Source organism: Streptomyces sp. NPDC015139 (assembly GCF_043079785.1).
GTDB lineage: Bacteria > Actinomycetota > Actinomycetes > Streptomycetales > Streptomycetaceae > Streptomyces > Streptomyces albidocamelliae.
Map to the genome: position 1 here is coordinate 199,303 of NZ_JBIBUW010000002.1, position 20,138 is coordinate 219,440.

A 20,138-nucleotide genomic window follows, 5' to 3' on the forward strand; every position below is an offset into this window, starting at 1 on the left:
CATGTTCGAAACCAGAGTTCACATGCCTGACCCTGGCTGCGAACCCTGGAAGGGGACACATGAACGGTCTCGACTGGGCCGTGCTCATCGGCTACTTCGGAGTGATGGTCGCGATCGGCGTCTGGTCGCACAAGCGCGTGGACAACGTCTCCGACTTCTTCACGGCCGGCGGCAAGATGCCGTGGTGGCTTTCCGGCATCTCGCACCACATGTCGGGCTACAGCGCGGTGATGTTCACCGGGTACGCGGGCATCGCCTACACGTACGGCGTCACGTCCTTCATCACCTGGTCGTTCCCGATCGCGCTCGGCATCGCCATCGGCTCGAAGCTGTTCGCGCCGCGGATCAACCGGCTGCGCTCCCGGCTGCACGTGGCCTCTCCACTGGAGTACCTGAAGAACCGCTACAACCTGCCCACGCAGCAGGCGCTCGCCTGGTCCGGCATGCTGCTGAAGATCGTCGACGTGGGCGCCAAGTGGGCGGCGATCGCGACCCTGTTGTCGGTGTTCACCGGGGTGTCCCTGAACCAGGGCATCGTCATCACCGGCGCGATCACCGCCGTCTACTGCACGATCGGCGGTCTGTGGGCGGACGCGCTGACCGAACTCGGGCAGTTCGTCATCCAGTTGCTGGCCGGCATCTCCATGTTCGTCGCGGTCGTGCTGAAGCTGAGCGACAAGGACATCGGCTTCTTCGGCGCCTGGGACGAGCCCGCCCTGCACGGCCACGGCAAGCCGCTCGTCGGGCCGTACGGGACGGTGTTCCTGCTGGCGTTCCTCTTCATCAAGCTCTTCGAGTACAACGGCGGCATGCTCAACCAGGCGCAGCGCTACATGGCGACGGGCAGCGCGCACCAGGCCGAGCGCTCGGCGCGGCTGTCGGCGATCCTGTGGCTGGTCTGGCCGGTGGTCCTCTTCTTCCCCATGTGGATGTCCCCGCTCCTGGTCCACGCGCAGAAGCCGGACGGCTCGGACTCCTACGCACTGATGACCGAGCAGTTGCTGCCGCACGGCCTGCTGGGCCTGGTCATCGTCGGCTTCTTCTCGCACACCATGGCCATGTGCTCCTCCGACGCCAACGCGATCGCCGCGGTGTTCACCCGTGACGTGGCGCCGGTGCTGTCGGCGAGGGCGCGTGCGTGGGGCGAGCGTTCGGGTCTGGTCGCGGCCCGGGTGACCACGGTCGTCTTCCTCGGGCTGTCCATGGCGGTGGCCACGCAGGTGAACTCGCCCGCGTTCAAGGACATCATCACGGTCGTCATCAAGTGGGTGGCCGGTCTCATGGGGCCGATCGCGATCCCGATGATGCTGGGTCTGCTCCGCCCGTTCCGCCGCTCCGGCCCCACGGCGGCGCTGACCAGCTGGGCGGCGGGACTGCTGGCCTTCTGGCTGGTCAACTACCCGATCAACTGGGCCGTCGACGGCGGGGTGCCGCTCCAGTACCAGGTCTCGGTGCCGCTCGCGGTCTCGCTGGTCCTGTACGTCCTTATCGGCTACCTCAAGCCGGAGGACACCCCGGAGCGCCTGGCCGTCATCGAGACGGTCAACACCGACGGGGGCGCTGCGCTGGCCTTGCCGGTGCCTGCCGGGGACGACGTGGTCGGGGCGCCGTAGGGGGTGTGGGTTCGCGGGACGCGGGCGCGTCGGGGCCGGTCGCGCAGTTCCCCGCGCCCCTCGGGGAGCCGCCGGGCCGTCGGCCGAGGGGTGCCGCTCGCACCTGCCGACGCATCGACCGTGCGGGCACGCCATGGCCGGTCGCGCAGTTCCCCGCGCCCCTGGGGGAATCGCCGGGCCGTCGGCCGAGGGGGGCCGCTCGCACCTGCCGACGCATCGACCGTGCGGGCACGTCGGGGCCGGTCGCGCAGTTCCCCGCGCCCCTCGGGGAGCCGCCGGGCCGTCGACCGGGGGGGGCCGCTCGCACCTGCCGACGCATCGACCGTGCGGGCACGCCATGGCCGGTCGCGCAAATCCCCGCGCCCCTGGGGGAATCGCCGGGCCGTCGGCCAAGGGGGGCCGCTCGCACCTGCCGACGCATCGACCGTGCGGGTGCGTCGGGGCCGGTCGCGCAGTCCCGCGCCCCTGTGGGGGTCTCCGGGCCGTCGGTCGAGGGGCGGGCGTGACTTTGGGGTCAGGCTCGGGGGTAGCGGGTCAGCCAGGCCGGGGAGGAGCCGGCCGGGCCGTGCAGGGCCGGGCCCTGGGTCATCTCCATCGCGAAGTCGTCGGCGAGTTCCAGGACGGTCGGACGGCCCTCCAGCTCGGCCAGCCAGGCCGGCGGGAGGGCCGTCTCGCCGTGCAGGGCGCCGAGCAGGCCGCCGGTGAGGGCGCCGGCCGCGGCCGAGGGACCGCTCTGGTTCACCGCGAGGCACAGCCCGTGCCGTACGTCCTCCCCCACCAGCGCGCAGTACACGGACGCGGCCAGCAGACCGTCCGCCGTGCCGTCCCCGGCCAGCTCCTCCACCCGGGTCGGGGTGGGCATGCCCTGCCGCACCGCGCCGAGGGCGTGCTGGAGGGCGTCGGAGACGGGCTGGTGCCCGGGGCGGACGGCGAGCAGGGCGAGGGCCCGCTGCACGGCACCGTCCAGGCTCTCGCCGCGGGCCAGCGCGTGCACGATCACGGCGTACGCGCCCGCCGACAGGTTGGCGATGGGATGCCCGTGGGTCTGGGCCGCGCACTCCACGGCCAGCTGGACGACGAGCTGCGGCTCCCAGCCGACCAGCAGACCGAAGGGCCCCGAGCGGGCGACGGCCTCCGGGCCGAGCTCCGTGGGGTTCTTGGGCTGCTCCAGCGTGCCCATCGTCTCGTCGCCGAGACCGATGAGCAGCGCACGGCTCGGCTCACGCCGGGCGTACAGCCACTCCTCCCGCGCCAGCCAGCCGTCGTCCTTGCGGCGCTCGTCGGGTCCCCAGTCCCGCTGGGTGGCCGCCCAGCGCAGGTACGCCCGGTGCAGATCGGTCGGCGGGTGCCAGGCGCCGGTGTCGCGGCGCACCTGCGCGCGGATCAGCCCGTCCACGGTGAACAGGGTGAGCTGGGTGTGATGGGTGACCGTACCGCGCCGCCCGTGCCCGAAGGCGAGGTCGAGCAGGCCCTCCGGACCGTAGGCCGAGCGGATCTCCTCCAGGGACAGCGCGTCGGCGGGACCGCCCAGCGCATCACCGACGGCGACCCCGAGCAGGGTGCCACGCACCCTGCTGCGGAAGTCCTGCTGTTCGGCACGGCCCCAGACGGCGCCGGACGTCGCACTCACCAGATCTCCTCACGACACCGCCCGCCCGTACGACGCTAGGCACTGTAATCGACCGGGAACGGTCCGTTCAGCGGGGCGAACCGTCACCGACGGGTCATTCCCGACCGGCCGTGACCGCTCCGGCCCCGCACGCGGCCGGGCCGGACCGGCCCGATTGTGGCTCAATGCGCGTGGGAGAAGCGGGTGTTCGTCGGGGAGAATCCAGCCATGACCACCACCCCCACCACCGCCACCACCCCCACCGGCCGTACCTCCGGTACCGCCCTTCCGCTGGCCGCGGGCGTCCTCACCGGCATACTCGCCCTCTACATCGCCCTGGTCGCCCTCGGGAACATCACCGACTTCGGGACGAACCAGCAGTTCGTGCGGCACGTGCTCGCGATGGACACCACGTTCAAGGACGACGACCTGATGTGGCGGGCCGTCACGAGCACCGCTCTCCAGGACACCGCCTACGTCCTGATCATCGTGTGGGAGACCGTGGCCGCGCTGGTTCTCGTCGGGGGCACCTGGTTCTGGGCGCGGCGGGACCACGACCGCGCACGGCGCCTGTCCACCTACGGTCTGCTGATGCTCGTGCTGCTGTTCGGCGCCGGGTTCATCGCCGTCGGCGGGGAGTGGTTCGCCATGTGGCAGTCGAAGACCTGGAACGGGCTGGACGCGGCGACCCGGGTGTTCCTGCTCAGCGGGGTCGCGCTGATCGTCAACCAGCTGCCGGGCGCCGTGCGCCGGGACGCTAGCTGACCACCGCCACCGTCGTGCCCTTGGCACCGAAGTCCCACAGCGCGGACCCGTTGCGCTTGTTCAGCCGGACGGCGCCCAGCTTCTTGCCGTTCGCGGGCGGCGGCGAGGCGCCGTCGAGGGCGTTGGAGAAGGCTATGGACACGCCCGACACCTTGTTGAAGTACATGATGTGCTCGACCGCGATGCCGTCCGAGCCGGTGAGCGACTGCGTGCGCAGGGTGATCGAGTAGCTGCCGGGCCGCGGGGCCACCGTGCCCGGCCACACCGGGAAGCTGCGGGCGACCTTGCCGCCCGCGTCGACCAGCCACACCCGCTTCTCGCCGAGCGAGTAGACGATCCGGCGGCCCGTGCCGGACCCGGCCGGCAGGGCGGGTACGGCCGGCGCCTTCGGCTTCGCGGACGGGTGGGCGCCCGCCGACGCCGTGGCGCTGGGCCTGGGCGTCGAGGAGGCCGTGGGATGCGGCCCGTGGTCCGCCTGGACGGCAAGGGCGATCACGGCCGCGGTCGCTCCCGCCGTCAGACCGGTGACCCAGGCCCACGAGGGCAGTCGGGCAGCCACGGGTACGCATCTCCTCCGCTACGGGTCCCCCCATGGGATCGGGGGTCGGATCATCGTACTCAGTCCAGGACGGGCAGCAGATCGGGCAGGTGCCCGTCGGACGCCTCGGCCGCCCGCCGCCGCTCCTCGGGGACCTCTCCGTAGAGGGTGGTGCGCGGCCTGGCGGGCCGGCCGGCCGCCTCGGCGACCGCGACGAGCTCGCGGACCGACTTGTACGAGCCGTAGGAGGAGCCCGCCATGCGGGAGATCGTCTCCTCCATCAGGGTCCCGCCGACGTCGTTCGCGCCGGAGCGGAGCATCTCCGCCGCACCCTCCGTGCCCAGTTTCACCCAGCTCGTCTGGATGTTGGGGATCCAGGGGTGCAGCAGCAGCCGGGCCATCGCGGTCACCGCGCGGTTGTCCCGCATCGAGGGGCCGGGGCGCGCGATGCCCGCCAGGTACACCGGCGCGTTGGTGTGGATGAAGGGGAGGGTGACGAACTCCGTGAAGCCGCCCGTCCGCTGCTGGATCCCGGCGAGCGTGCGCAGGTGGCCGAGCCAGTGGCGGGGCTGGTCCACGTGGCCGTACATCATCGTCGACGACGAGCGGATGCCCAGTTCGTGCGCCGTCGTGATCACCTCGATCCAGGTGGCCGCCGGCAGCTTGCCCTTGGTCAGCACCCAGCGGACCTCGTCGTCCAGGATCTCCGCCGCCGTGCCGGGCACGGAGTCCAGGCCGGCCTCCTTGGCGGCGGTCAGCCACTCGCGGACGGACAGCCCCGTCCTGGTCGCGCCGTTCACCACCTCCATCGGCGAGAAGGCGTGCACGTGCATGCCGGGGACGCGCTCCTTGACCGCCCTGGCGATGTCGAAATAGGCCGTGCCGGGCAGGTCGGGGTGGATGCCGCCCTGCATGCAGACCTCGACCGCGCCCACGTCCCACGCCTGCCGGGCGCGGTCCGCCACCTGCTCCAGCGACAGGGTGTAGGCGTCCGCGTCGGTGCGGCGCTGGGCGAAGGCGCAGAAACGGCAGCCGGTGTAGCAGACGTTGGTGAAGTTGATGTTGCGCGTGACGATGTACGTCACGTCGTCGCCGACCGCCGACCTGCGCACGTCGTCCGCCACCCGGCACAGCGCGTCCAGCGCCGGGCCGTCCGCGTGCAGCAGGGCCAGGGCCTCGGCGTCGGTCAACCGGGTCGGGTCGTCGGCCGCCGTGCGCAGCGCCTGCCGTACGTCCGTGTCGATGCGCTCCGGTGCCATGCCGGGGACCGCCGCCTCGCGCAGGGCCTCCCAGTCGCCGTACACCTCGTCGAAGTCCTCGCGCCGGTCGCGGGTGCGGCCCTCGGTGTCGATGGTGCGGTGCAGGTCCGTGCGGCCGGCCGGCACGAAGGCCTCCTCCGGCTCCTGCCACGGCAGACCCCGCGGGAGGGCGCCGGGCAGTGCCAGCCCGGTCTCGGGGTCGGCGAGTGCGGCCACGTGCGGGCGTACCCGCGGGTCCAGCCAGGGCTCGCCGCGGCGGACGAACTCCGGGTACACGCAGAGGCGTTCGCGCAGCTCGAAGCCCGCGGCCGCCGACTTCGCGGCCAGTTCCTCGATCTGTGGCCAGGGGCGCTCGGGGTTGACGTGGTCGATGGTGAGCGGGGAGACCCCGCCCCAGTCGTCGATGCCGGCGCCGATCAGTCGCTCGTACTCGCCGGCCACGAGGTTCGGCGGGGCCTGGAGGCAGGCGCCCGGGCCCATGATGTGCCGGGCGACGGCCACCGTGGCGACCAGGTCGTCGAGTTCGGCGTCCGGCATGCCGCGCATCGCCGTGTCCGGCTTGGCGCGGAAGTTCTGGATGATCAGTTCCTGGATGCCGTGGTGGGCCCGCGCCACCTTCCGCAGCGCGAACACGGACTCCGCGCGCTCCTCGTAGGTCTCCCCGATGCCGATGAGGAGACCGGAGGTGAAGGGGACGGAGGAGCGGCCGGCGTCCTCCAGCACCCGCAGGCGCACGGCCGGCTCCTTGTCCGGGGAGCCGTGGTGCGGGCCGCCGGGCTCGGACCAGAGCCGGGTCGCGGTCGTCTCCAGCATCATGCCCATCGAGGGGGCCACCGGCTTCAGACGCTGGAAGTCCGTCCAGGTCAGCACGCCCGGGTTGAGGTGGGGCAGCAGGCCCGTCTCCTCCAGGACGCGGATGGAGATCGCGCGGACGTAGGCGATGGTGTCGTCGTAGCCGTGCGCGTCCAGCCACTCGCGCGCCTCGGGCCAGCGGTCCTCGGGCTTGTCCCCGAGGGTGATCAGGGCTTCCTTGCAGCCGAGCGCGGCACCCTTGCGGGCGATGTCGAGGACCTCGTCGGGGGACATGAACATCCCGTTCCCCGCCCGGCGCAGCTTGCCGGGGACGGTGACGAAGGTGCAGTAGTGGCACTTGTCCCGGCACAGCCGGGTGAGGGGGACGAAGACGCTCTTCGAGTAGGTGATGACGCCCGGCCTGCCCGCCGCGTCGAGTCCCGCGTCCCGCACCCGGGCGGCGGACGCGGTGAGATCGGTCAGGGCCTCGCCGCGCGCCTGGAGCAGCACCGCGGCCTCGGCGACGTCGAGGGCGACGCCTTCCCGGGCACGTTTGAGGGCGCGACGCATGGAGTTCTCGGTCGGGCCGGTTCCGGAGGTCGCGGAAGTCGTCATCTCTCGAGCATACGTAGGGGGAAGGGCTGTTCAGCGAGGTCGGGGGTGCTGCCGGGACGGGCGGGGCGCGCGAGGGCACGCGCCCGGCCCGTCCCGGCCGGCCCGGTCACAGGAAGGCCGCGTACGCGTCCAGCACCCGCAGGACCTCCGCCTCACCGGCGGAGGGCAGTTGGAGGACGACCTCCTCGATGCCCAGCCCGGCGTAGTGCGCGAGCTTGCCCGGGGTGGGCAGGACGGCGTACGGGACGACCTGGAGGGCGGCCGGGTCGCGGCCCGCGTCGGTCCATGCCGCGCGCAGGACCGGCAGCGATTCGGACAGTCCGCGGCCGCCGATCGGCAGCCAGCCGTCGGCGTACTCGCCGATGTGCGCGAACAGCGTGGGCCCGGCGGCTCCGCCGACGAGCGTGCGCGGCCCGACGACCGGGCCGCGCGGCTTCTGTGCGGGTTTGGGGTGGGCGAAGCTGGCCCGCACGCTCGCGAACTCGCCGTCGTGGGCGAGGGGTTCCTCGGACCACAGCGCGCGCATCAGCGCCATCCGGTCCCGGACCAGCTCGCGCCGGGTGCGCCACCGCACTCCGTGGTCGGCGGCCTCCTCCACGTTCCAGCCGAATCCGAGGCCGAGGGTGAAGCGCCCGCCGGACAGGTGGTCGAGGGTGGCGACCTGCTTGGCGAGGTCGATCGGGTCGTGCTGCGCGACCAGGGTGACGCCGGTGCCGAGGCCGAGGCGCTCGGTGACGGCCGCGGCCTGGCCGAGCGCCACGAAGGGGTCGAGGGTACGGCCGTACTCGGGCGGCAGTTCGCCCCCGGCCGGGTAGGGGGTGGCCCGTTCGACGGGGATGTGGGTGTGCTCGGGCAGGTAGAGCCCGGCGTAACCGCGCTGTTCGAGCTCGCGGGCGAGCGCGGTGGGGGTGATGGTCTCGTCCGTGAGGAAGATCGTGACGGCGATACGCATGGGCCATCTGTACCGGGTGCGGCCGGAACTGTCCATACCGACTGGTCGGCATTCGGTGTCGGCCTGTCCCGTCCGTCACCGGGGCGCCTACCGTGGACCGGTGACCACCCTGCGCGGCACCCTCGCACCCGGCGCACCGGACTACGTCTACCTCCCCTTCGAAGTCCCGCCCGGAACAGCCGAGTTGAAGGTCTCCTACACCTACGACAGGCCCGCCGTCCCGCCGGGCACCCAACGGCAACGCGCTCGACATCGGGCTCTTCGACCAACGCGGCACCGAGCTGGGCGGGCGCGGCTTCCGCGGCTGGTCCGGCGGCGCCCGGACGGAGTTCCGGGTGCGGGCCGACGAGGCGACGCCCGGCTATCTGCCCGGCCCGCTGAACCCCGGCACCTGGCACATCGCCCTCGGCCCGTACACGGTCGCGCCCCAGGGGCTGCGCTACGAGGTGACGGTCACGCTCACCGAGGGCGAGCCCGGCCGGACGCCGACGCCCTCGTATCCGCCCGCCCGGGCCGCCGGCCGGGGACGCGACTGGTACCGGGGCGACTGCCACCTGCACTCCTGGCACTCCGACGGCCGCCGCACCCCGGCCGAGATCGCGGCGCTGGCCCGCGCCGCCGGCCTGGACTTCATCAACAGCTCCGACCACAACACCACGGCCGCGCACGCCCACTGGGCCGACGCGGCCGGGGACGACCTGCTGGTGCTGCTCGGCGAGGAGGTCACCACCAGGAACGGTCACGTCCTGGCCCTCGGCACCGACCCGGGCACCTTCGTCGACTGGCGCCACCGGGCCCGGGACCACCGCTGGGCCCGCTTCGCCCGGGAGATCCGCCGCGCCGGCGGCCTGGCCGTACCGGCCCATCCGCACGGCGACTGTGTCGGCTGCGCCTGGAAGTTCGGGTTCGCGGAGGCGGACGCCGTCGAGGTGTGGAACGGGCTGTGGACGCCCGACGACGAGGTGACCCTGGCCGCCTGGGACGCCCGGCTGGTCTCCTCGGCGCGCGCCGGCCGGTCGTGGCTGCCGGCCATGGGGGACAGTGACGCCCATCGCGACCCGGACGTGGTCGGACACCCCCAGACGGTGGTCCTGGCCGAGGATCTGACCCGGGAGGCGATCCTCGAGGGCCTGCGGGCCGGGCGGTCGTACGTGGCCGAGTCGCGGGCCGTCTCCCTGGCCTTCACCGTGACCGCCGAGGGGGGCGGACGCGCGGGGATCGGCGAGCGGCTGACGGCCCCCGCCGGCGCCCCGGTGACGGTACGGCTGGAGGCCCACGGCGCCCCGCGCTGCTCCGTGCGGCTGGTGACCGACCAGGGCGTGGTGCTCACCGGCGACCCGCTGCCCGTCTCCGGCGCCGGTGTGGTCGAGTGGCGCACCACCACGGCCCACGCCGCCTACGTGCGGGCGGAGTTGCGGCACGAGGCGGCGGCGGGTCCGCTGCCGGGGGCGATGGCGGCGTTCACCAACCCCGTGTTCCTTAAACCTGCTTGATCTGGTCCGCCGCCCACTCGGCCCAATCGCGCCGCATCGCGTTGAAGCGCAGCCCGTACTCCAGGGCGATCCGGCCGTAGACCGAGAGGTTGTCGTCGTCCCAGTCGATGGAGTCGTGGAGCTGCCGCAGCCGCTCGTGGCCCTCCTCGGACATCGCGATCAGCTCGGTGAGGTACGCGTGCGCCTGGTCGGGCCGGAGCACGCCGAGGAAGAAGACGCGCAGCAGGATGTCGCTGCGGGTGTTGCGCTGGGGCGCGACCTCGGTGAGCCAGTGGCGCAGTTCCGCCATGCCCTCGTCGGTGATCCGGTACTCCTTGCGGCCGCGCGGGCCTTCGGCGGCCACCGTGATCAGCCCGGAGCCCGCCAGTCTGGTCAGCTCGGTGTAGATCTGGCTCTGGGTCGCCGGCCAGACGTTGGCCAGCGACGTCTCGAACGTCTTCAGCAGGTCGTAGCCGCTGGCGGGACGTTCCGAGAGCAGGCCGAGCAGTGCGTGTCTGAGGCTCATACCTCCACTTTACCTTCCACTGTTGACATGTCGAGACCTGACCTTCTACTTTTGACATGTCGAACAAGGAATACAGTCACACCGCAGACCGGAACACCGACCGCTTCCGACCGTCCGGGGGATCTCATGTCGTACCTGCGCACGTTCTTGCCGTGGATCGTCTTCGCCGTCGTCCCCTCGCGGGACTGGCAGTGGGGCGCCCTGGCCGCCCTGGTGGCCGCCGTCGCGCTCATCGCCGTGGAGAAGCGGTCCGGTGCCGGCTTCGACGCGCTGATCATCGAGACGGGTTCGGCGGTCTTCTTCGCCGTCCTCGCCGCCGTCGCGTTCGCCGACCCGCACTCGGGTGTGCACGGCTACTCGGCCGCCCTCTCCTCGGGCTCGCTCGCCGTCATCGCCGGTGTCTCCCTGGCCATCGGCCGGCCGTTCACCCTGGGCATCGCCAAGCGCACCACTCCGCGCGAGTACTGGGGCCTGAAGCCGTTCATCCGGACCAACACGGTCATCACCGCCGTGTGGACCGCCGCGTTCGCCCTGACCGCCGCCGTCCTCGCGCTGCTGGCCCACGCCGGGGACGCCCACTCCACGCCGGCCACCCTCGTGCAGATCGCCGGCTTCGCCGTCCCGATGGTCTTCACCGTCCGCTACGTCGCCCACGTCCAGGCGAAGGCCCGGGCCGCCGGGCAGGTGGCCCGGTGACCGCCGCCCCGAAGCACCTCTCCGGCAACTACGCCCCGGTCACCGAGGAACTCACCGCGCACGACCTGCCGGTGACCGGCACGGTCCCGCCCGAGCTGGCCGGCTGGTACCTGCGCAACGGCCCGAACCCGGCGGACGCCGCCTCCGGCCACTGGTTCTTCGGTGACGGCATGGTCCACGGCGTGCGCCTGGAGGGCGGCCGGGCCGTCTCGTACCGCAACCGCTGGGTGCGCACCACCCGCTTCACCGACGACGCCCGGATGTACGACGGCCAGGGCCGCCGGGACCTCACGGCCGGCCCGGCCAACACCCACGTCGTCCGGCACGCCGGCCGCACCCTCGCCCTGGTCGAGACCGCTCTGCCCTACGAGCTGACCCACGGCCTCGACACCGTGGGCCCGTACGACTTCGACGGGCGGCTGTCGACCGCGATGACCGCCCACCCCAAGACCTGCCCCGCCACCGGCGAGCTGCACTTCTTCGGTTACGGCATGGTCGAGCCCACCCACCTGACCTACCACCGGGCCGACGCGGCGGGCGAGCTGACCGTCAGCCGGCCCGTCGAGGTGCCGGGGCCGACCATGCTGCACGACTTCGCCCTCACCGCCGGGCACGTCGTCTTCATGGACCTGCCGGTCGTCTTCGACGTCGAACTCGCCCTGACCGGCGGGACGATGCCGTACAGCTGGGACGACGGGTACGGCGCCCGGCTCGGCGTGCTGCGCCGCGACGACCCCCACGGCGAGGTCCGCTGGTTCCCCGTCGACCCCTGCTACGTCTTCCACGTCCTCAACGCCCACGACGTCCCGGACGGCACTCTCGTCCTGCACGTGATGCGCTACCCGGAGATGTGGCGGCGCACCGCCGACGGCCGTACCGGCCCGCAGCAGGCAGTGCTGTGGAAGTGGACCGTCGACCCGGCCCGCGGCACGGTCCGCGAGGAGCAGGTCGACGACCGGCCCGGCGAGTTCCCGCGCGTCGACGACCGGCTCACCGGGCTCGACTCCGGCCACGGTCACATGACGAGCGGCACCGCACTGGTCCGCTACGACCTGGCCACCGGGGCCGCCACCGCCCACGGCTTCGGTCCCGGCCGCACCCCCGGGGAGGCGGCGTTCGCCCCAGCCGACGGGACGCCCGGCGGACCCGGCTGGCTGCTGACGTACGTGCACGACGCCGCCACCGACCGCAGCGACCTGGTGGTCCTGGACGCCGGTGATCTCGCGGCGCCCCCGGTCGCCACGGTCCACCTGCCGGCCCGGGTGCCGTTCGGCTTCCACGGCAACTGGCTGGCCGACGCGGACGCCTAGGCGGTGCCGCCCCGGGCCGACCGGCGCAGGGCGACGAGCTCGGCGACCGCCTCCAGCCAGCGGGCGGCCCGCGTCTCGGCCTCCGGGCCGGTGGCGGTCTGCGCCGCACCGCTCAGCCAGTCGCGCAGCACGGCCGCCGGCTCGGGGGACGGCAGCGGCTCGGGCAGCCCGGCGGCGTAGGCGAGGCCGCCGGAGCGGACGATCTCCGCGACGAAGACCAGCGAGCGGGGCAGCACGCCGAGCCGGTCGAGGGTGACCGCGGCGGCGATCGCGCCGTCGCCGAACAGGGCCGTCCGGAACGCCTCCTCGGTCAGGCCGTAACGGAGCAGCATGGTGACGTCCGTGCCGGCCAGCACCTCGTCGTCGCTGCGGCTTTCGGGAGCTGGGGACATGAGGGCCTCGGTTCCGGTCCGGGTCAGCGGACGGTGATCGTGAAGACGTAGTAGGCGGCGCGGGAGTCCGGGGTGCCGGTGGCGGTCGGGTACGGCGACGGGGACGCCGTGCCGTCGGGCGTGGGCCCCAGGGTGGACCGGTCGTCGGGGCCGGGTCCGGTGCACGTGTGCAGGGGGCAGTAGAGCAGCCGTACGGTCGTCCTGCCCTCGGCGACCGCGGAGAACTCGAAGGACTGGCTGCCGCCCGTGCCGCCGTCGGCGTCACCGCCGTCCCCGGAACTCCCCTCGCCCCGGAATCTCAGCACGGCCGTGTCCGGCCGGGGGTCGGCGAGGTACCAGTTCTGGCCGAGGGTCGCGGCGGACGGGACGGTCAGGGTGATCGCCTCCCCCGGCGCGGCGGTGATGGTCCGGTCCCGCGGGCCGTACCGGGTGGCGGGGGTGCCCGTGGACGGGGTGCCCGTGGCCGGCGTCGTGGGGGCGGGGGTGCTGGTGGCAGGGGTGCTCGCGGCGGGCGTGCCGTTCCCGCCTCCGCCGCCGCAGCCGGTGAGGGCGAGCAGGCAGACGAGGGCGGCGGAGCCGAGAAGGGAAGGGCGTGCGGTCATGGTCGATCGGTGTTCCTGGGTCTCTCGGTCCTGGGTCTCTCGGTCCTGGTCCGTCGGTCCTGGTCCGTCAGTCCTGGGGCAGGTGGACGGCGTACGCGTCGGGCAGCCGGCTGTCGCTGGCCTTCGCCATGCCGCCGTTGACGAAGTCGTCCTCGCTGACCCATGTGGTCTGGCCCCACGGGTTGTAGATCTCCAGCTTGTCGCCCTCCTGGCCGACGATCATCATGGCGTGGCCGGAGCGCTCGCCCTTGGCGTCGTAGCCCTCGACGCCGATCGGCACCGGCCTGCCCTCCGCCACCGCCTTCTCGATGTCCGGCAGGACGTTGCGCCGGGCGTCCGCGTCCCGGACCTCGTGCAGTTCGTAGGAGCTCCCGGTCTCGGGGCTGATCTCCTTGTTGACGACCTCGGTCTTGCCGTCCTGGCCCATGCCGTTGTAGTTGGCGCCGCCGTGGCCCTCCTCGTGCACCCGGTGCTGCTCGTCCACCATGCGGCGCCGGAAGGCGGCCGGGTCGTTCTCCTGGCCCGTCGGCCCGCCGGTGAGCGAGAGGGCGTACACCGGGTCGACCATGGCGCGGGCGGTGACGGTGGACGAGGCGACACAGGTGCCCTCACTGCCGTCGCCGCCCTGGGACCACTGCTGTGTGCCGAAACTCTGCAGGTCGGTGTTGACGTTGGCGCCGTTGCCCGGGTCGGTGCCCTCGTCCTTGAGGCTGTCCCCCTTGGTGACGAGCGGCGACAGGTGCTGCTGCAGCCACGCCGGGTCCTTGCCGTGGATCTTCCCGTCGAACGCCGCGATGTCGTCGACGCCGTGGCCCGCGGCGAGGGCCTTCATCAGGTACGCCTTCTCCTGCGGGGACGACGCGTGCGCCAGCAGGGTCTCCATCCGGGTCCGGTCGGCCGCCGAGAGCCTGTCCATGGCCCGGCCCGAGCGTTCCAGGTCGCCCGCGGTGAGGATCTCGTTGTAGTCGGCGGCACCGGCCGGGCCACTGGAGTCGGCGAGCATCAGCCGGTCCACCGCGGACAGTTCACCGGTGTGCATCTTCCCGGCGCGGGCCTCGGCCGCCCACTTGTTCAGATCGCGGGTCGCCGCACGGACGGCGTCGTCCGCGGCGACGGCCGCCTTGTGCATCAGGTCGACCCCGGCGGCGGCGACGGACCGGGCCGACGCGAGGGCCTTCTTCTCCTCGTCCGTCTCGATCATCCGGTCGAGGAAACCGTCCTTGCCACCGAGCTGCTGCTGCGCCTGCCGCATCCGGGAGCGGCCCTCGGTGTCCTGCTTCTGCGCGTCCGCGAGCGCGTCGGCCAGCGCGATCAGCGCCTTGGCGCCGCCCTCGAACGCCTCGGCCATCTTCGTCGCCGCCCGGCCCGCGGCACCCACCGCGTCGGAGGCGAGGACGCTGGTGTCACCCACCCACACCTCCGGCAGCCCCTTGCGGGCCACCTTGTGCACGCGGTCGTGCACGTCCCCGGCCTTGTCGACCTGGCCCCGGTAGCGCTTGCCCAGCGATTCCAGCGTCGCCGTGTCGCCCACCGGCGCGCAGGCGAACAGCGCGCCGTCGATCTGGTCGAGCAGATCGTTCTTGGACCCGGCCTTGGGAATGCTCTCGCACAGCCCGGCCAGCCAGGAGCGGCGGCCGGCGGGGGTGTCCGTGGGCAGCAGGGGCAGCCCGAAGAATCCGGTCATCGATCCGTCCTCAGTACCGCGACAGGGCCGACGGCCGGCCGGCGTGCGCCGGCATCGTGGTGACGTCGTTCCCGGCGGGCGCCGGCATCGTCGTGAGTCCCTCGGCGCCCACCCGCACCGCCTCGGCCCGGGTGCCGACGGCGTGGTCGCCGCCCGTGTACGCGCCCTTGGCGAGGCGCACCTTGCCCGCGAGTTCGTGCAGCGCCGACTCCAGCGTGGCCGCGTCGGTCTCCCAGGCCGCGGCGAAGGCGTTGAACGCCGCCGCCGACTCGGAGCCGCCCAGCGCGTCCTCGGTGTAGCACATGGCGGGGCTGACCGCCGCGCGGATGTGTCCCGCGTCGTCCCCGGCCCCGTCCAGTTCCTTCGCCTGCCCGGACATGCCGGACCTGACCGTGTAGCCGTCCGAAGACGCGCCCATCACGCTCCCCCGTTGCGATAGATCATGGCTGCGGGGGAGGCTAACACGCGTCTTTCGTACGAACGTCCACGTATCACAGGCCCCGCACCGGGCCGACACAGCATCCGCGCCCGGAGAGAGCAGGGGAGTCACCGACATGCCAGGCCGTGCCGAGCTCAAGCACCGCATCGTGACCCGCTTCCAGCGGTACCTCGCCAACCCGGTCAACCGGCGCCTGCCGTTCCAGACGCTCCTGGAGACCACCGGCCGCACCTCCGGGCTGCCCCGGCGGACCCCGGTCGGCGGGCGCCGGGTCGGCGACTCCTTCTGGCTGGTGTCGGAGTTCGGCCCGAAGTCGCAGTACGTGCGCAACATCATGGCCGACCCGGAGGTGCGCGTCCGTATCGCCGGCCGCTGGCACCGGGGCACCGCCCACCTCCTGCCCGAGGACGACGCCCGGGCCCGGCTGCGCGCCCTGCCCCGGTTCAACAGCGCGGCGGTACGGGCGTTCGGCACGGACCTGCTGACGGTACGGGTGGACCTGGCGGACTGAGCGTCAGCCCGGCCACACGAGGGCCTGCACCTCGCTGTAGGCGTGCAGGGCGTACACGCCGACGTCCCGGCCGACCCCGCTCTTCTTGAACCCGCCGAACGGCGCCTCCATGTTGCGGCCGACGGTGTTGACGCCGACACCGCCGGCCCGCAGCCGCCGCGCCACCCGGAAGGCCCTGGCCACGTCACCGGACCAGACGTAGTCGACGAGTCCGTAGTCGGAGTCGTTGGCGAGGGCCACCCCCTCCTCCTCGTCGTCGAAGGGGATCACCACGACGACGGGCCCGAAGATCTCCTCCCGGGCCACCCGCATGTCGTTGCCGCAGTCGGCGAGGAGGGTGGGAGCGACATAGAACCCCCGTTCCAGGGACGGACGTTCACCGCCGGTGACGACGACCGCCCCTTCCTTGCGGCCGAGTTCGACGTACGACTCCACGCGGGCCCGGTGCTCGGCGGAGATCACCGGCCCCACGACGGTGTCCGGCTCCCCCGGATCACCGACCTTCAACCGGGCGGCGTACCCGGCCAGTCGCTCCACCAGCCGGTCGTACACCCCGCGCTGGGCCAGCACCCGGGTGGGCGCGGTGCAGATCTGCCCGCTGTAGAAGGAGAACGTGGTGCCGATGCCGGCGACGGCCGAGCCGAGGTCGGCGTCGTCGAAGACGAGCGCCGCCCCCTTGCCGCCCAGCTCCATCAACTGGCGTTTCATGTCCCGTCCGCACACCTCGGCGATGCGCCGGCCGACGGACGTGGAACCGGTGAAGCTGACCATGTCGACGTCGTCGCAGGCCACCGCCGCCTCGCCCACCGCAGTGTCCCGGCCGGAGACGACGTTCACCACGCCCGGCGGCACCCCGGCCGCCTCCAGCGCCTCGGCCATCCGGTAGACCGAGAGGGGGTCCTGCGGAGCGGGCTTGACCACCACCGTGTTGCCCATGGCCAGGGCCGGGGCGACCTTGCCCGCCGGATTGGCCCACGGGTTGTTGTACGAGGTGACGCACGTGACCACGCCGACGGGCTGCCGCACCGCCAGGGCGCCCATCACACCGGCCCTGCCCATCGGCCCCGCCTCGTTGATCTGCGGGACCACGGCCCACTCGGCGGGCTCCACCGCGGCGTACCGGCGGAAGCGGGCCGCGGCCACCCCGACCTGCATCGCGCGGGCGGTCCCGGCCGTCGCGCCGGTCTCCGCCCGGGCGAGGTCGGCGTACGGCTCCAGGGAGTCCCGGATGATGCCCGCCGCCCGGGCCAGCACCGCCGCCCGTTCCTCCGGCCGGGTCCGCGACCACGGCCCGAACGCCTCGCGGGCCGCCGCGCAGGCCGCCCGCACCTGCTCCGGTGAGGCCTCCGGCGCCCAGCCGACGGTCCCCTCGGTGGCCGGATCGGTCACCGGGTAGTGCCCGCCGTCCGGTTCGGTCCACTCCCCGCCGACGAACAGCCGCTGCCCCTCGCTCACCGGGTGCTCACCGTCCGCGTGTCCCGTCCGGACCGCAGCACCCGGCCCGGTACGGCACCGGTCACCACGTCGTCCCGGATCGCCTCGACTCCGTTGACCCACACCGCGCGCACCCCGATCGCCCGGGAGTCCAGCCGAGGGCTGTCGCCCGGCAGGTCGTGCACCAGCCGGGCCTGCCCCGCGTCGATCCGCTCGGGGTCGAGGAGCACGAGGTCCGCGTGCCAGCCCTCCCGCACCCGCCCCCGCTCGCGCAGCCCGAACAGCCGCGCCGGGTCGTCGGTCAGCATCTTCACGGCCTGTTCCAGACCGACCAGCTTCCGGCCGCGCAGACAGTCCCCGAGGAACCGGGTGGTGTACGGCGCCCCGCACATCCGGTCCAGGTGGGCGCCCGCGTCGGAGCCGCCCAGCAGCACGTCCTCGTGCTGCCAGGTCTCCGCGCGCAGCTTCCAGGAGGCGGGGTCGTTGTCGCTCGGCATCGGCCACAGCACCGTGCGCAGTTCGTCCTCGGCGCAGATCTCCACCAGGCACTGGAACGGGTCCTGCCCGCGCTCGGCGGCGACGTCCCGCACGACCCGGCCGGTCAGACCGTGGTTGGCCTCGCTGTAGGTGTCCCCGATGACGTACCGGCCGAAGTCCGCGAGCCGCCGGAAGACACCCGCCTCCTTGGACCGGGCCCGCCGCAGCAGCTCCGCCCGGACCTCCGCGTCCCGCAGCCTCGCGATCCGTTCGGGCACGGGCAGCCCGAGGACCGGCCCCCAGCCGGGGATCAGGTTCAGGGCGCAGAAGGTGCCGAGGGACATGTTCATCGGGGTGAGGATCGGCATGGTCAGGGCCACGATGCGACCGTGGGCCTTCCGTGCCCGTTCGCTCGCGCCGAGCTGCCGGGGCACGCGCTCCGGGACGGCCGCGTCGACGGTCAGGACGTTCCAGTTCAGCGGCCGTCCGGCGGCCGCGCTCATCTCCACGAGGAGATCGATCTCGGCGTCGCTGAACTGGTCGAGGCAGCCGGCGACGATCGCCTCGATCTGCGTGCCCTCGTGCTCCCCGACGGCCCGCGCGAGCGCCAGCAGCTCCGCCGGTTCGGCGTACCGGGACGCCACGGGCCGCCCGTCCCCGTCCGCGTGGGTGCTGGACTGCGTGGTGGAGAGTCCCCAGGCACCGGCGTCCATGGCCTCGTGCAGCAGCGCGACCATGGCCTCCAGCTGCCGCCGGCTCGGCTGCCCCCCGACGGCGTCCGGGCCCATGACGTACCGCCGGAGCGCGCAGTGCCCCACCATGAAACCGGCGTTGACCGCGATCCGCCCGTCGAGGGCGTCCAGGTACTCCCCGAACCCGTGCCAGCTCCACGGCGCGCCCTCCTCCAGGGCCACCAGGGACATGCCCTCCACCTTGGACATCATCCGGCGGGTGTAGTCGGCGTCCTCGGGGCGGTCGGGGTGCAGGGGCGCGAGGGTGAAGCCGCAGTTGCCGGCGGCGACGGTGGTCACGCCGTGGTTGAGGGAGGGGGTGGCGTACGGGTCCCAGAACAGCTGGGCGTCGTAGTGGGTGTGCGGGTCGACGAAGCCGGGGGTGAGGACGAGGCCGTGCGCGTCCTCGGTGGTGCGGGCCTCCCCGGTGATCCGGCCGACGGCGGCGATCCGGCCGTCGCGGATGCCGACGTCGGCGGTGCGGGCGGGGGCGCCGGTGCCGTCGACGACCGTCGCGCCCTTGATGACGTGATCGAACATGGGGCCTCCTTCCCGGCCGGGACCGGCGGCGCTCACACGGCGGCCCGGAACCGCGAGGTCCGGTGCACGGGGTCGGTGTCGATCCGGGGAATCACGTGCTCCCCGATCAGCCGGATCGTCTGCAGCGTCTCCTCCTTCGGCACCCCGACCGGCAGCCCGAAGCTCAGCTGGTCGGCGCCGGCCTGCTCCCAGCGCTTGCACTGGCGCACGACCTCGTCCGGGTCCCCGCAGATCAGCAGCTCCTCCTCGATGAGCAGCTCCACGAACTCGGGGGTGTACGGGGGCAGCGTCTCCGGCCACACCGGGAACCCCTCGGGCCGCGGGAACGTGTCGTGGTACCGGAAGACCAGCGAGGGCAGGTAGTGCAGCCCGCCGTTGACGGCGATCTCGATCGCCTCCGCGTGCGTCGGCGCACAGATCGCGGTCGTCGTCACCATCACGTTGTCGTTGACGAAGTCGCCGATCGGCTCCGCGTCCACGACCGCCGTCTTGTACTGCTCCAGCACCCACTCCATGTCGGAGACCTTCTGGATGCTGAAGCCGAGCACGCCGAGCCCCTTCTTCGCGGCCATCGCGTAGGAGGGCGGCGAACCGGCCGCGTACCACATCGCCGGGTGCGACTTCCCGTACGGCTTCGGGAGCACCTTGCGCGGCGGAAGCTGCCAGTGCTTGCCCTGGAAGCCCTCGTACTCGTCCTGGAGCCACATCTTGGGGAACTCGGCGACGGTCTCCTCCCAGATCTCCTTGGTGTGGTTCATGTCGGTGATGCCCGGCAGGAAGCCGAGGATCTCGTGGCTGCCCGCGCCCCGGCCGCTGCCGAACTCGAAGCGGCCCTCGCTGAGGTGGTCGAGCATGGCGACCTTCTCGGCCACCTTCACGGGGTGGTTGACCTGGGCGAGCGGGTTGAAGATGCCCGACCCCAGGTGGATCCGCTCGGTCGCGTGGGCGAGGTAGCCGAGGAAGACGTCGTTGGCGGACAGGTGCGAGTACTCCTCCAGGAAGTGGTGCTCGGAGGCCCAGGCGTACTTGAAGCCGGACTTGTCCGCCTGGATGACGTACTCGGTCTCCTCCATCAGCGCCTTGTGCTCGGCGAGCGGGTCGGTCTCGGCACGCTTGCCCACGTATCCCTGTACAAAGAGCCCGAATTCCACGGCGGTTCACCGTCCCAGTTTTTCTGACGC

17 protein-coding genes and 1 pseudogene are annotated in these 20,138 nt (G+C 72.8%); 6 read left to right on the forward strand and 12 right to left on the reverse strand.

The features are described 5' to 3' along the window. Positions 1-59: 59 nt before the first annotated feature. The gene (locus ACF08B_RS05370) at positions 60-1,613 is read left to right on the forward strand and encodes a sodium:solute symporter family protein (RefSeq protein ID WP_392316190.1); all 1,554 of its coding nucleotides are present in this window, start codon (positions 60-62) and stop codon (positions 1,611-1,613) included. A 514-nt stretch (positions 1,614-2,127) separates the two neighbouring features. Here the strand turns inward: ACF08B_RS05370 and ACF08B_RS05375 are convergent. Beyond that, positions 2,128-3,243, reverse strand: coding sequence for an ADP-ribosylglycohydrolase family protein (locus tag ACF08B_RS05375; protein ID WP_093475663.1), 1,116 nt, complete (start codon positions 3,241-3,243; stop codon positions 2,128-2,130). A gap of 207 nt (positions 3,244-3,450) precedes the next feature. Here ACF08B_RS05375 and ACF08B_RS05380 point away from each other — a divergent pair, with 207 nt between their 5' ends. Continuing rightward, a complete protein-coding gene (locus ACF08B_RS05380; RefSeq protein ID WP_392316191.1) occupies positions 3,451-3,987 on the forward strand; it encodes a DUF2165 domain-containing protein in 537 nt (178 codons plus the stop codon). On the opposite strand, the gene ACF08B_RS05385 is transcribed toward ACF08B_RS05380, so the two are convergent. The 3 genes from ACF08B_RS05385 to ACF08B_RS05395 form a co-directional block, all read right to left on the reverse strand. Next, complete coding sequence (locus ACF08B_RS05385) at positions 3,980-4,546, reverse strand: hypothetical protein (RefSeq protein ID WP_093475666.1); 567 nt, start codon at positions 4,544-4,546, stop codon at positions 3,980-3,982. The genes ACF08B_RS05380 and ACF08B_RS05385 overlap by 8 nt on opposite strands. 59 nt (positions 4,547-4,605) lie before the next feature. Beyond that, positions 4,606-7,191 (reverse strand): bifunctional FO biosynthesis protein CofGH, encoded by a 2,586-nt coding sequence (locus tag ACF08B_RS05390; protein ID WP_392316192.1) that lies wholly within the window; start codon positions 7,189-7,191, stop codon positions 4,606-4,608. A gap of 106 nt (positions 7,192-7,297) precedes the next feature. Beyond that, positions 7,298-8,143 carry an LLM class F420-dependent oxidoreductase gene (locus ACF08B_RS05395; protein WP_392316193.1) on the reverse strand — a complete coding sequence of 282 codons (846 nt, stop codon included), beginning with the start codon at positions 8,141-8,143 and terminating at the stop codon, positions 7,298-7,300. Between ACF08B_RS05395 and ACF08B_RS05400 the strand changes: the two are divergent. Beyond that, positions 8,142-9,636: pseudogene (locus ACF08B_RS05400) on the forward strand (CehA/McbA family metallohydrolase). The gene ACF08B_RS05395 and the pseudogene ACF08B_RS05400 overlap by 2 nt on opposite strands. On the opposite strand, the gene ACF08B_RS05405 reads toward ACF08B_RS05400, so the two are convergent. Next, the gene (locus tag ACF08B_RS05405) at positions 9,623-10,141 is read right to left on the reverse strand and encodes a PadR family transcriptional regulator (protein WP_392316194.1); all 519 of its coding nucleotides are present in this window, start codon (positions 10,139-10,141) and stop codon (positions 9,623-9,625) included. The pseudogene ACF08B_RS05400 and the gene ACF08B_RS05405 sit on opposite strands and share 14 nt — an antisense overlap. Before the next feature lie 126 nt (positions 10,142-10,267). Between ACF08B_RS05405 and ACF08B_RS05410 the strand changes: the two genes are divergently transcribed. Next, positions 10,268-10,837: a hypothetical protein gene (locus tag ACF08B_RS05410; protein WP_392316195.1), complete on the forward strand. Its 570-nt coding sequence runs from the start codon at positions 10,268-10,270 to the stop codon at positions 10,835-10,837. Continuing rightward, on the forward strand, positions 10,834-12,147 hold the full coding sequence (locus ACF08B_RS05415; RefSeq protein ID WP_392316196.1) for a carotenoid oxygenase family protein: 1,314 nt from the start codon (positions 10,834-10,836) through the stop codon (positions 12,145-12,147). The genes ACF08B_RS05410 and ACF08B_RS05415 overlap by 4 nt, the downstream gene beginning before the upstream one ends. On the opposite strand, the gene ACF08B_RS05420 is transcribed toward ACF08B_RS05415, so the two are convergent. From ACF08B_RS05420 to ACF08B_RS05435, 4 genes are all read right to left on the reverse strand, one after another. Further along, a complete protein-coding gene (locus ACF08B_RS05420; protein WP_392316197.1) occupies positions 12,144-12,539 on the reverse strand; it encodes a hypothetical protein in 396 nt (131 codons plus the stop codon). The two genes, ACF08B_RS05415 and ACF08B_RS05420, sit on opposite strands and share 4 nt — an antisense overlap. 23 nt (positions 12,540-12,562) lie before the next feature. Continuing rightward, positions 12,563-13,141, reverse strand: a complete 579-nt coding sequence (locus tag ACF08B_RS05425; protein WP_392316198.1) for a hypothetical protein — start codon at positions 13,139-13,141, stop codon at positions 12,563-12,565. 67 nt (positions 13,142-13,208) lie between these two features. Then, on the reverse strand, positions 13,209-14,825 hold the full coding sequence (locus tag ACF08B_RS05430) for a peptidoglycan-binding protein (RefSeq protein WP_392316199.1): 1,617 nt from the start codon (positions 14,823-14,825) through the stop codon (positions 13,209-13,211). A 10-nt stretch (positions 14,826-14,835) separates the two neighbouring features. Next, positions 14,836-15,243 carry a hypothetical protein gene (locus ACF08B_RS05435; protein WP_392316200.1) on the reverse strand — a complete coding sequence of 136 codons (408 nt, stop codon included), beginning with the start codon at positions 15,241-15,243 and terminating at the stop codon, positions 14,836-14,838. 136 nt (positions 15,244-15,379) lie between these two features. On the opposite strand from ACF08B_RS05435, the gene ACF08B_RS05440 reads away from it, so the two are divergent. Continuing rightward, positions 15,380-15,775 (forward strand): nitroreductase/quinone reductase family protein, encoded by a 396-nt coding sequence (locus ACF08B_RS05440; RefSeq protein WP_392316201.1) that lies wholly within the window; start codon positions 15,380-15,382, stop codon positions 15,773-15,775. Between the two features lie 3 nt (positions 15,776-15,778). Here ACF08B_RS05440 and ACF08B_RS05445 read toward each other — a convergent pair whose 3' ends face one another. From ACF08B_RS05445 to ACF08B_RS05455, 3 genes are read right to left on the reverse strand one after another with little or no spacing between them, the layout of a single operon-like run. After that, complete coding sequence (locus tag ACF08B_RS05445; protein ID WP_392316202.1) at positions 15,779-17,230, reverse strand: aldehyde dehydrogenase family protein; 1,452 nt, start codon at positions 17,228-17,230, stop codon at positions 15,779-15,781. Further along, entirely contained in the window at positions 17,227-18,957 is a 1,731-nt protein-coding gene (locus ACF08B_RS05450) for an amidohydrolase family protein (protein WP_392316203.1), read from the reverse strand. The genes ACF08B_RS05445 and ACF08B_RS05450 overlap by 4 nt, the downstream gene beginning before the upstream one ends. A gap of 32 nt (positions 18,958-18,989) precedes the next feature. Further along, positions 18,990-20,108 (reverse strand): LLM class flavin-dependent oxidoreductase, encoded by a 1,119-nt coding sequence (locus ACF08B_RS05455; RefSeq protein WP_392316204.1) that lies wholly within the window; start codon positions 20,106-20,108, stop codon positions 18,990-18,992. Between the last annotated feature and the right edge of the window lie 30 nt (positions 20,109-20,138).